At 36.6% G+C, this 13,158-nt stretch carries 3 protein-coding genes and 1 pseudogene; all 4 read right to left on the minus strand.

Annotated elements, in window-relative coordinates; all coding sequences use genetic code 11:
• Positions 1 to 14 precede the first annotated feature (14 nt).
• Complete coding sequence (locus ABH966_RS11335; RefSeq protein WP_370078414.1) at positions 15 to 3,167, minus strand: S-layer homology domain-containing protein; 3,153 nt, start codon at positions 3,165 to 3,167, stop codon at positions 15 to 17.
• A gap of 1,125 nt (positions 3,168 to 4,292) precedes the next feature.
• Complete coding sequence (locus tag ABH966_RS11340) at positions 4,293 to 5,297, minus strand: acyltransferase family protein (protein WP_370078415.1); 1,005 nt, start codon at positions 5,295 to 5,297, stop codon at positions 4,293 to 4,295.
• A gap of 638 nt (positions 5,298 to 5,935) precedes the next feature.
• A complete protein-coding gene (locus ABH966_RS11345) occupies positions 5,936 to 10,435 on the minus strand; it encodes an endonuclease (RefSeq protein ID WP_370078416.1) in 4,500 nt (1,499 codons plus the stop codon).
• Positions 10,436 to 10,521: 86 nt separating this feature from the next.
• Positions 10,522 to 12,357: pseudogene (locus ABH966_RS11350) on the minus strand (bifunctional metallophosphatase/5'-nucleotidase); the annotation flags it as partial.
• Positions 12,358 to 13,158 lie beyond the last annotated feature (801 nt).

Raw genomic sequence — 13,158 nt, forward strand, 5'->3', positions numbered from 1 at the left:
ATATAAAATATTTCTTAGTTGTTTTTGAAGTCTTGTTTAGCTGTAATTTTTACAAGCTCTGCACTTTGACCACCAATGTTTACACGAGCATTGAATACGTCTCCAGCTTTACCTGTAGCAGATGCTTCAGCTGTACCGTTTTGGCTGAATACTACTTCACCAGAAACTTTAGATAAAGTTAATGTTGTAGCAGCAGTTAATTTGCCATCAAATGTAGCTTTACCTTTATCTGCACCTGTTTCAGCAACAGTTGCCATTACGCCGTATTGGTCAGTAACAACTACGTCAGCTAATTGGAAGAATGCATCTAAGTCGAAGTTAGCAGCTACATTGTAAGAAGAAGTTGTTACGAAGTTAACAGCTTCACCATCAATGTATTGTTGAGCTTTATTGTTTTCTACTACAGCAACTTTTTCTACTTTAGGAGCAACGTTAGAGAATGTTACTTCTTTCACGATTTCTTCACCAGTAGCATTGATTGTGATTGTTACTTTTGCAGTTGCAGTTTTTGCATCTTTATCGAATTCTACTTTAGCCGCATCATCAGTAGTAATTTTACCATCTTCAACGCCTGTAAGAACTGCAGATTTTACTGTGTAGTCAGAACCAGCTTTAAGTGTAACTTCTCCACCATTAGCAGTTACTGCTTTCACTACGATGTCTTTTCCATATTCAGTTGGGATTGCAAAAGATCCTGCAGTACCAGTTACATAGATAGGTTTGATATCTTCTACTTTATAAGAAGTGAACGAGCTATCTTTTACAACTGAGAATTGTTTAGAGTAAGAGCTTGCTTCAACTGCAGTATCATCCGCAACTTTTACAAGTTTGAATGTTACATTAGCAGTTGTTTTAGTAGCGCCTGCTTTGTATGTTACTGTGATTTTGTTGTTAGCAGCATCTTTAATTTCACCTGCTACAGTGAATGGTGCATCCGCATCTGTGAATGCTTTGATTGTGTAACCTGCTGTTGCAAGTTTTGCAAGAAGCTCGTCAGTTGAAATAACTTGACCGAATTGGTCTTCAACTACGATATCTTTTGCAGCAATTTCTACTTTTTCATCAGCAAGTTCACGGATAGCTGTGCTTACTTTGCTATTTAAGCCAGTGATTACTTTTGGTTCAGTAGCTGATTTAGGGATAACTGTTTGAGTTGCAACTTTACCAGTTGAAGATGTCACAACAACAGTTACTGGTGCGTTTTCTACTACGTTAGCACCTGCTACTTTTGTATAAAGCTCACCGTCTTTTTCTACTAAAGTACCACCAGTAATAGTGATACCTTTAGAACCGCCTAATACAGCAGTATCTTTAATTGCATTACCTTGTTTGTCTAAAACAGATAATGGGAATAGGATGTCTGCTCCAGCAGTAGCAACTTTTGTTGGTGCGCCTAATGTTACTGAATCAGCACGTAAACCTTCAGCAACTTTCACTGTTGCTTGACCGTTTTTACCAGTTGCTTTAGCGATAACGATTACGTTTGTATCACCAGTTGCTACAATGTTAGTAACCGGAAGTACAACTACATCTTTACCTTCGATTGTTTGTTTTTCAAATGCACCAAATGTTGCAACAGCTTGGTTTGTATTCGTTACAAGAACCTCACCATTTAGACGGTTTAAGTCAGTAACTTCTTTACCGTATTGGTCTTTTACAGTAACAGGAAGATAGAATTTATCTTTTGCTAAAGTAGTATCTTCAGTTAAAGTTTTGCCATCTTTATTGTAAAGAGCTCCAATTGTTACATCAGATGCTACAGTTTTAGCAGAAACTGTTACAGTTTGTGTTGTTGTAGTTGCAGTTGAACCGTGGATCACTGTAAGTACTACTTTGTCGCCTTCTTTAAGACCAGCAGCTTTAGTAATAGTGATTGAGCCGTCTGCATTTGCAACTGCAGAATCAGCGCCTGCTGCAGAAAGTGTTAAAGATGAAGCATTTAATTTTGTAATATCTTCACCATATTGGTTTTTAATTTGGTAACCGATTGTAGCTGTATTATCACCAGTTGATGGAGCTACTTCACCAAGAATATCAATAGTAGAAACTTTTTCGTCTTCTGTTTTCACAGAACCAGTTAGTGCTTCATCTGAAAGGCCAGTTACGTTTACAGTGAATTCACCTTTTGTAATTTTGCTTGTTAATTCAATTGTTGCAACTGTTTTATCTTCGTTCCAAGTAATAGATGAGAAGTTAGATTTGAAGCCATCTTTTTTAAGCTCAAATTTAGCTTTTTCAGTTTCTACTGGTTTATTGAATGTTACAGCTAAAGTTTTTGCATTTACTGCATCAACAGATTTTACTTTTACCGCAGTTACATATGTAACTTCAGCAGAATAAGTTTTGCCATCGATTTCAAACTCTACTTTAGTTTCTTTGTTTTCTGGAAGTGGAGTTGGTAATGTTACCTTATGTGTTTTGTCATCAGAAAGTGTTACTTCTAATGTTGTTGCATCTACAACTTTAACTTCTTTAACAGTTAAAGATGCTTCTTCACCAAAGCTATCAATTGAACGGCTTAAGAATGATGCAAATTGACCGCGTGTTAATGAGTTTTTAGGATTGAACTGTTGTATATTTTCAACGTTTGTAATACCAGCATATTCTAATGCGATGATTGCTTCACGATTTTCTGTAGCTGTAGCTTTGTCTAAATCAGTGATAACAGATTCGAAGTCTTCATCCGCTTTGTACTCAGCTACTAAATCTACGTTATAAACAGTTTTGATAGCACGTACTAAAACAACAGCCATTTGCTCACGGTTCATGTTATTAGCTTGCATTAATTGGTTGTTTGCGCCTTTGAATACGCCAGTATCTTTAACAAGTGCTGCATATTGTAATAACTCTTTGTCAGATGTTGTTGTTGGTAAATCAGAGAAACGAGCTTCTGTTGCATAGTCTGCAGGAATTTCGTAATTTTCTGACACTAACCATTTTCCTAAGAACTTTGTTACATTACCGCGTGTAACAACAGCATTCGGCTTGAATGTACCATCTGGGTAACCAGATACGATTTTAGCGTCTGCTAATGCTAAAATAGCGTCCTCGTGATCATTGCCTTTAATATCAGAAAAGCTTGCTGCGCTTGCTGCTGGTACGATTGCTGATGCTACTAGGGCTGCTGAAGCTGCGCCTACAACCCATTTACTATATTTCTGTTTCATATGAAATTACCTCCTAGATAAATTAGCCAATATTCGTGACTACGACTTCATTATAAGAGTACGAGATAATAAATTTCAAAATGAAATACCTGGAATGAAAAATGTGGTAACACCTTAGTTTTAAAGGTTTTATACCCATATTTTGTATAAATATTGTTATGGCTACCATCCCGAAAATTAACAGACAAACCTTACTGTCACAAGGAAAATATACCATCTTACCCATGTCATTTTTACCATCCAAATTTCTACAATTTTCGACTTTTAAACAATAATTGATTAAAAACCATTAGTGAACAATTCGTGAACTCATGTCACAATTAGGTAGGTAATTTATTCTTGTATTCCCTATATTCTATCAGAATTTTCCATAAGTTTTATATATTATTAGTTTTTTGGTATATTCCATAAGCCATTTTTCGTTCAGAAATTGACTTGTGAATTGGCACTTTTTTATCAGCAATTACAGTAATTCTATCAATATTTGGTATTTTATCAACGATCTTCTTGGGGGGGATATCAGTGATTCTGTTTTTTTATCAGCGATCTTCTTGGGGGTATCAGCGATTCTTGGCTTTTTATCAGCGATCTTCTTGGGAGTATAAGCGATTCTAAGCTTTTTATCAGCGATCTTCTTGAGGGTATCAGCGATTCTTGGCTTTTTATCAGCGTTCTTCTTGAGCTTATCAGCGATTCTAAGCTTTTTATCAGCGATCTTCTTGGGGGTATCAGCGATTCTTGGCTTTTTATCAGCGATCTTCTTGAGCTTATCAGCGATTCTAAGCTTTTTATCAGCGATCTTCTTGAGCTTATCAGCGATTCTAAGCTTTTTATCAGCGATCTTCTCGTAGGTATCAGTGATTCTTGGCTCACGGGCTTTTGGAACGGAGCTTGCTGGACATTTATGGCATGGGGTTTTTATGGAATATTAATTTGTCTTGAAAATGGGTCTTATAAAAATGGTTGGAACGTATACCTCGTTTCATATGTCATATTCGTGAATCTATTGAGACTGGGAAATGGTAGATGCTATTGCTGATACTTCTATTCCTAGTGGCGCATTCCTTTTTGCTACCGAAATAAAAAAAGCAGTGATTTCTATAATTAAAGAAATCACTGCTTTTTCTATGCGGTACGTCTTTTTATTCTCCCAATTACCCACTGACTAAATGGAAGAATGGAAATCAACTTTGTCACCGTAATACAAACGATTAGCGCCCACAGCATTAGCAATGGCACTCGGACAAACGTACTATTAAAATGGTCCACAAACCATCCTGTTGATATCCGCAGAACCTCCCAATGAATGAGATAGATCATAAACGCATATCGACTTAGCAATTGAACCGTTTTCGTATAAGGTAGCGACTGCCCCCAGGCAATTACCAACAAGGCGATACTTATAACAAGCGGTATTAAATCAAGTCGTCTCGAATGCGTCTCTGTATAACCGAGCTGCAGACGGATATATAAAAAGATAGCAGATAACACAAGCAACACAATCGTCGCATAACGATACTTTTTCGCAAGCGCAGCAATCTGCGTATAATACACACCCATCGCATAAGCTATCGCAAAATAACCAAGCCAACCCGTAAATAGTAAACGCAACGTGAGTTCATTCTCTTCAAAAAATGGATATGGCAAGGCAATCAATGAATGATGGATTAACATAATCAGTACACATAACGGTAAAAACCAAGCCATAGACCATTTAAAACGCTTCATCAACGCAAAGACTACATATAACTGCATCATAACCACAACAAACCAGCCTACAAACCCGCCGTAAACAATATTACTAACAAACTTATCCCATACTAAGCCATTGTGATAAATTAACTCTACAATTACCGAATCAAGCATTGCCCATACTAAATAAGGTAGAAAAATATATTGAATTCTATTCGGCCAAAAGTTATTCGGTATTTTATCCTGATAACGATTCGCTAAAATTAAAATAGACAATAAAATAAACGTTGGCGTCGCATAACACAGCGCAATCCGTAAAAACAGATAAAACGACTGCTCTGGCTCTACACCTACCTCCATAATAATCCATGAAGAAGTGTGTAATAGTAAAATAGACAAACACGCCACCACACGCAGTAAATCCCACTCTTTAATCACTAAACATTCTCCTAAAACTATTATATCTCATTTAAGTCTGTCATAGTTTGTCGATGAATGCAATGGTGATACTTGTAATCTATGGCTATAATGAGGAGGTTATATTAATGAGAGATAGATAAGCAAAATAGATATATTTAATAGAAGAGAAGTAAAATCGATGGAGGAAGTATTAAGCGAATTAAAGCAAATTAATCATCGTCTTGATTCAATTAATAGTCGAATTGAATCGGTTGAGAATCGTCTTGAAGTAGTAGAATTTGAGTAGCAGCAAATCAAACAAGTTGTTTTAGATACAAACGAAAAAGTAAACAGACTAGTAGCTATTCACGAAAGCCAGCACCGCGCATTATTGAATTATTATCTGCCCGCTCGATCGCATGAGGCTGAGTTGAAAAGAGGAAGCGAACTACAAGGTGTTGTCTGAAAAAGTTCCTACATAAGGAAAAATCCTCTTCGCTTACCACGGAGAAGGCACAGCCATATCGGTGTACCGCTTCAATTCGTTAGCTTTATGAGTAGAATTTAAACAAACGCCACTTCATATACTTTGAAGTGGCGTTTTGAGTACTCTTCCATATTAATAAAGAAGAAAGTAATATTAATAGTTTAAGTCACTGCATTAACCAAACTTTCCATCACCAAATCTTCTCCACCCATTCAGGATGGTCTATAAACGGATTTCGATTGCCTTGGATTTCGTAAATTCTTTCATTTCTTTGTTTTTCATATTCATCTACAGGATCTTGCTTGTGCCATTGTAAAAGAACAGAGAGTTTACCGTGATAAGGGGCTGTTCTATTATTGACTTTGTCATTTAATTCAAGATCAACCTTATCTCCAGGCTCATAACGAGTTGCCATATATAATAGTATACGTGCTACATCACCTTTTACGCGATTAGGTGGTTCGAATGAATCTGAATCTTTAAAGCAGCCATTACAACCAGCGACTGTACTGCCCCCATTGTCAAAGTCTAAATTTCCTCTTGAGCTATTCACTTGTACATCGGTTGCGCGTAAATGATGAATATCTGTTCCGGGGCCTTTGCTTGTCCCAAAGTTACCGTGTGATTTTGCCCACGTATGCTCTCGGTTCCAGTTTCCTACATTGCCGCCATTGTTTGTTTTCGGACTAGATTTACCAGAGTAAAATAAAACGACATTATTCGAATTATTAGGGTCTTCATCCGTATACTTTAATGCATCCCAAACATCATCATAAGAAAGTACCTTTTGTTCAGAAATGATATCATGAAGAGCCTTTTTTAGTGCTTGACCTTCCTTGTTATATGCTCCAGCATAATAATCATTAGTAATCACTGTAACGCTGAAACTTGTAGTGACACTTTTCTTGCCATCAGATGCTGTAACGCCAACAATATGACTACCCTCATCTAAATTGAGTGTTAATAATTTTCCACTTATAGTGCCTTTTGTAGCCGTGAATGAAAGTTCATCACCATCTGGATCGGCAAAATGATCTGTTAAATCAATTTTAATTTCCTCTCCAACAGCTATAGTTTTGTTTGAAATTGGATTTTTAATGATTGGTTGATTGTTTTCAGATGGTAAAGAAGGATCCACAATGGGATCCCCTTTCGAATTTGTAAATTTAATTTGCTCAGGAGCTGCACCCTTTTTATATTGTATCGACTGAATATCAATATTTTCAGCGCCTCTTATTTCACTGACATTCGGACCTTCAATTGTGATTGTTTTCACAGCAGTGCCTTTTAGGTCGATAATCATCCCTGCTTTAACTGGACTAAAGGTAACATCAGTCGTCTTAAAGCCTTCTCCATGTAGCTCCACATAGGCACCTTTAAGGAATACACCTTTTGGAATAACAGATTGTACATCTAAATGAACTGCTATACTAGGTTTATTTATTGTCAATTTATTTGTTTTGAAGTTCTTATAATCATATACTATTTCAGGCTGAATCGGTTCAACAGTTGAGCCTTTATTAACATCGATTTGAACCATTACAGGGTCATGGTCACTTGCACGGCCAGCCATGTCTGTAAAATCAGCGTTAATATGAAGAATATCGACATCAGTTTTGTCTTTTAGATTGTTTGACACTAAAATATGATCTAATACTTGTGAGTTCCCCTGAAATACATATGTGTAACGATCAGAAGCATCTACTTTATTAATCATATTTGTCATCAATTGATCTTCATGGATTTTAAGCGCATCTGCAAATTGGTAATCATTAAAATCACCTAAAGAAACAATATTTGCATCTGGATTTTTTGATTTAATGTCCCCAACAAAATTATAAACAATGTTGGCGATTTTTTTACGTTGCACTTCACTTCCATACTTTGGCGGCTGAATCGCACCAAATAAAGGAGTATCTCCTGTTTTTGAATTCCAATGATTTGCGATAACAATTACATCTTCACCTTGGAATTCAAATTGTGCTGCTAAAGGTTTGCGGCTACTATTAAAAGCTTCATTTGCCGGATCAATTCGACCAGGGTTCAATGTTAATTTCCCATCTTTATAACCAACAGCTGTTGTGGCATCTCCTGATGGGATACCTTCCTTCAGCTTAACTCGCTTTGGATTATAAAGGAAGCCAACTCGAATATTAGCGTCCGGTGCTCCACCGTCTTGATTGTTGATTGGATCGATATTAACATACTGATACTCGACACCACCTACACCTTTAATAGCATCAATTAATCTTTTATAACTTTGATCCGCTTTGGAATCACCTGGAGATGGCCCGTTATTATCCTGCACCTCTGTTACGCCGACAATATCAGGGCTGCCCATATCAATACCAATTGCTCTTGCTAGTTTTCTCGCTTTATCATCAGTTGTAGAAGTTTTGTTATTAGAGAAGTTTTCTAAATTATATGAGGCAATTGTTAACTTATCTTCTGCCTTTTCTATTTTTGTCGTCTTTGGAGATGTATCTCCCTTTTTATAAGCTGCCTTCATCTCATCTAAAGAAGCATAAATTTTAAAGTTTTGATAAGAATAGCCTACGATTCCCGTAATTGGCCCTTTAAATTTATCACCTGTTGCCACTTCAAGATCGCGTGCAGCTCCATTCGGTTCTAATCGGAATTGAATTCTGTTTGGATTTGCATTTTCTTTCTCATACAATACCCCACCGTGAATTGTGTTTGTTGGTTCATCCTCTAGTACCGTTACTAAATCTCCATGATCCTGTGGCCCTACAGCTTTCACATTTCCAACTTCTACTCTCATTCCTTCGAGACTTTCCCAAAAATCAATTGCGTCGATTGTTGGATTAAAAATTTCAAGCTGATCACTGTCGATCTCACTAAATGACATTTTTAACTTATCTATTTCAATTGCTTTTGGTAAAGCTACACTGCTTTTAATGACTTCTACTTTTCCGTCTTGATCGTCACGCACATTAATTTGAGTTGTTTTTAAATCTGTTTGCTGCCTATCATCATAGCCATCGTAAGCATATTCGCTTACTTTTCCTTTAACAGATACTAAATCTCCTACCTTTATTGGCCATTGTTTCTTTCCACTATACAGAAAAATTCCTTCAGAAGTATTCGGATCATGATCAGCCAGTTCATCTGGCGTTTGAATCGTATAATACCAATTATTATTTAACGAAAATGAATACGTGACGATTCCTTCAATTCCTTCAACTGTCTGACCATCAAATGGAGAAGTATGCCCTGCACCTTGAATATCATGAATTTGTAATTGATCTGTAATGCTATAATCAAATGTAGTTATATTGCTAAATGTGCCATCTTTAGCTTTAACTATTGTTTTTAAAGTAGTATTTTTGCTAATCTCAATTGGTGTCTCATATTTAAGACTTTTATCAGTTGGCTCCGTGCCATCTAATGTATAATAAATTTCTGCATCGGCTGTCGGTGTTGTTAAAGTGACTGTTGTTTTTCCAACAAACGTTCCACTTCCAGGAGATGCGCTAGCAGGCTTCAATGCCGAACTGTCCACTACGATATCTGCTTTTGATCGAGGAATGACTTGATAGTCGTTATCAAACTGTTGAACAATACCAGTGATAGATTCATAGTTTGTACCGACAGTTAGATCTAGCGAATTTGTTTCATCTCGTACAAGGAAATTTGTTCCGTCATTAGCAGTAAAGTTTGCCCACCCTGCTCCTTGTTGAACATCTGTAAGCGTAACATTCTTCACTGTTACTAACTGTGATTCGCTATCTTCATTTACTTGAGCACCTGTTACAACCTTTGGAGAAGGTACACCGGCATTTTCAACCTTTTCAACGATTGTAGCACCATCTAATTGTAATAGCCCACGATAGTCAGCTAATTTACCTTTTAAAGTAACTTCATCACCAATAGTCATAGCTAAACTAGTAGGTCTTACGGCAATACCACCTGTTTCGTCTTGGACAGAGAACGTATTTTTCAAGCCCGCCGCAACTCTACCTTTGATGGTAACAGTTTCGCCTACGCCTTTAGCTCTTGCCTCTCCAATTGACAGGACGGCAGGAGTCCCCGGATCGACTGGTCCTGGATTTTCTGGATCAACAGGTTCACCTGAACTTGTATCCATAACGTGCTGGCCTAAATTAGAAAAATCATCTACCGGATATGAAGTCCATTCAAAAGCTGCATTAAATGGATCATCAATAATTGTATCACCCGACAATACTGAACTCTTTCTTACTAAAGTTACATCTTTACCAAAATCCGCTGAAGAACCAACTTGCCCAATAGAATCGACTATTTCACCAGATTTCTTTAATACAATTGGATCATTTCCATTGAAATTAATAACAGCTGAGTTTTCTAGATTTCCTTTTGCTTTAATGTTAGGCGCTGCATCTTTATGATATAAAACATAGGTAGCCCCACTTTCTAGAATACCTGTCAGATTCACTTTATTTTTCGCGGTAACTTCCCCGTTCGTATGAAGTTCTAGCGTATAATTACTTAAATCAACCGCGGCGCCTGTACCATTATAAATTTCAACCGCTTTATTGAAGGAACTTCCTTCTATATACTCTGAAATAATTAAATCCTTTGCTAATGTTTCAGCTTGTACAGTGAGAGGTGCTACTGGTGCGGCAACACTCGCGACTAAGGTTGTTGCTAAAAAGGCGTTTATCGGCTTCTTCCAATTCTTCTTTGGCATCTAGTCAATTCTCCTTTCAAATTTAGGAAAGTTAGTTTTTAAAATGCAAAGCCTTCCCTCTATTAAGAGAAGACTTTGCAAAAGAATTATAGAATTGTTTCTCCAGTAACTGTGATTCCATTAAAATTAATTTTTTTAGCATCTGTTTTTGAAAGGTCCAGATTCCCTTCTACTTGTATGTTTGAAAAAGATAATTCATCCTTTAAAGCACCTGTTATAATTAAATTTCCTTTCACTACCGCATTTTCTAATAAAGAAATATTGTTAACATCTACTGTTACATTTCCTTCATACACTTTTGGTTTGTCTGCTGTACCAGAGAATTCTGACTCTGGGATATTTTTATCAGGTACTTGACTATTAGCAACGTCTACAATTCTTCCTTCAATTTTTGGATTGACTTTGCCTAGGGACTTAAGTTGTTCAGCAAGGTTTTCCCAGTCAGATAAGCCTAAGTCTGTCACTCGCCCTTCCTCATATGCCTTTTTAAAGACATCAAAGCCATCTCCACCTTTTGCAGTGAATGCATTTGTTGCAACTGTATAAGTCTCGTTATCTTGAATTTCTTTGTAATTTCCTTGTGCATCCTTATATGAAATTTTTACGATACGTTGACCTGCTGCTTTAGAAGAATCAAACTCTACCTTTGCACCTGAAACATGTAGGAAACCACCATTTTCAGCTGGGTATTGCCCAACGCTTATTTCAAATGCTTGTTTCAATTCTTTTCCTGTCAAAGACATTGTCGCTAATGTATTACCGAAAGGAAGTACAGTTATTACTTCACCAACTGTAATAGGTCCTTGATCAATTCCAGCACGGATACCTCCACCGTTTTGAAGAGCCATAATGACATTTGCATTATACTTTTTCGCTTTCGCAAGCATGCCATCTGTAATAACATTACCTAAAGGTGTTTCGTTTCTACGTACACTTGGCTTTGTGTTATCTCCACCAGTACGTGGATTCTCTAACGCTACTAAAGCTTCTGCACCAATTTCCTTCTTTGAAACTTCTTCTACTTTTTGCTTAAAAGGCTTTAACATTTCTACTGCTTGTGCATCCTCAGCATAATCAGCTACTTTTAATAAAGCACCATTATGCTCAATGACAACACCTTTTTGGTCAAAAGTAACGTCCAAAGTACCTAAATAATCATTGTACTGATATGCTTGTACAATTACCGTTGGATCTTTTGCTTGTCCAGTCGAATTTTTATTTACAACGGTTGGTTTATCAAGCTGTGTATGACTATGCCCACCAACAATAATATCGATACCTTCTACAGATTTTGCTAGAATAAGATCATTATCATATACAGGGTTATCATCATAGCCAATATGCGTTAAGGCAATTATTTTATTGACACCTTTATCTTCAAAAGCTTTTACCGCTTTTTTCGCTTCCTCGATGTAGTTTTTGAATGCAACACTGCCTGGAGAGGAAATCTCTTTTGTTTCCGCAGTTGTTAAGCCGAAAATCCCCACCTTTTCACCATTAATTTCTTTAATAATACCGTTATAGATTTTTCCATTTTTAGGATCGCTGGAAATAAGGTCTGTAAACAAACCAGTAAATCTCGCATCCTTTGAAAAATCTACGTTAGCTGAAACGAATGGGAAATGTGCTCCCTTAATAAAATCAACTAAGGCTTGATGTCCTTCAGGTGTCGAACCTAAATCAAATTCATGGTTACCGAATGTCATCACGTCATAACGCATTAAATTCATAAATGCTAAATCAGCCTGTCCCTTAAATTCATTAAAATATAAAGTTCCAGAGAAAACATCTCCTGCATCTAATAGTAATGCATCAGGTTTTTTGGCTCTAACCTCCTTAACTGCTGTCACCTTTCTAGCAATATTATTTAAATTCGCATGAGTGTCGTTTGAATGCATTAACGACAAAGTAAACTTATCTTTGCTATTCCCACCTTATACCATATATCTCTATCTAGGCTTTCGGTTTGGGCCTACACCGTACAGGCGACTTTCATCGCATACGGCGTGCCATCAATAGTAAAACTATTCGAAACATATTTCCCCACTACATATATATGTAAACATATTATTGTTAATACACTATTTTTATAGTATTTATATTATGTTAATGAATTGTAATAGTGGAAATATACACATTCTATAGAGAATTGATAATTTACATCAGATTAATAACATATAAACAAATTAACCCTACATAGAGATTACACATTCCATCTTATTTGCATAACGATAAAAGCAAAGGCAAAATATATTTATATCAAAAGAAATAGCCTCTCAACCAGTTACAGGTTGAGAGGCTATTTTATACTTCTCTTAACTAAAAAAAGAGGCAATCTCATACATGATTGCCTCTGGAAAATACCATATTGAAAGAAACAAATTTTTGGGGAAATAAGTTTCTCCTAGAACTACTACTGACTGGGTTCCTTCGCTCCTACTAGTTTTACCCTTCTCATATGTTACCATACAAGTCCAATCGGCTAGCAATCCACACTACTATGAACCCGCTGCCATCTCTTCGGCTTCGTAGGTTTTCTATCGAACCTCTTCCGAAAAGACTTCAAACGTTCCATCGTCTTGTTCCCTCTTTTTAATGACCTTAGGCTCCCACTATACAGTATGCCCATCATCTGTTTAACAGTTCCCAAATTATGCAGATGATCTCCTCATTATTGCAAATGAAAGAATTATGCATGAACCCCTAGCAATTTACGCATACAT

It is taken from the genome of Lysinibacillus sp. RC46 (assembly GCF_041262385.1).
In the GTDB taxonomy this organism is placed as follows: domain Bacteria; phylum Bacillota; class Bacilli; order Bacillales_A; family Planococcaceae; genus Lysinibacillus.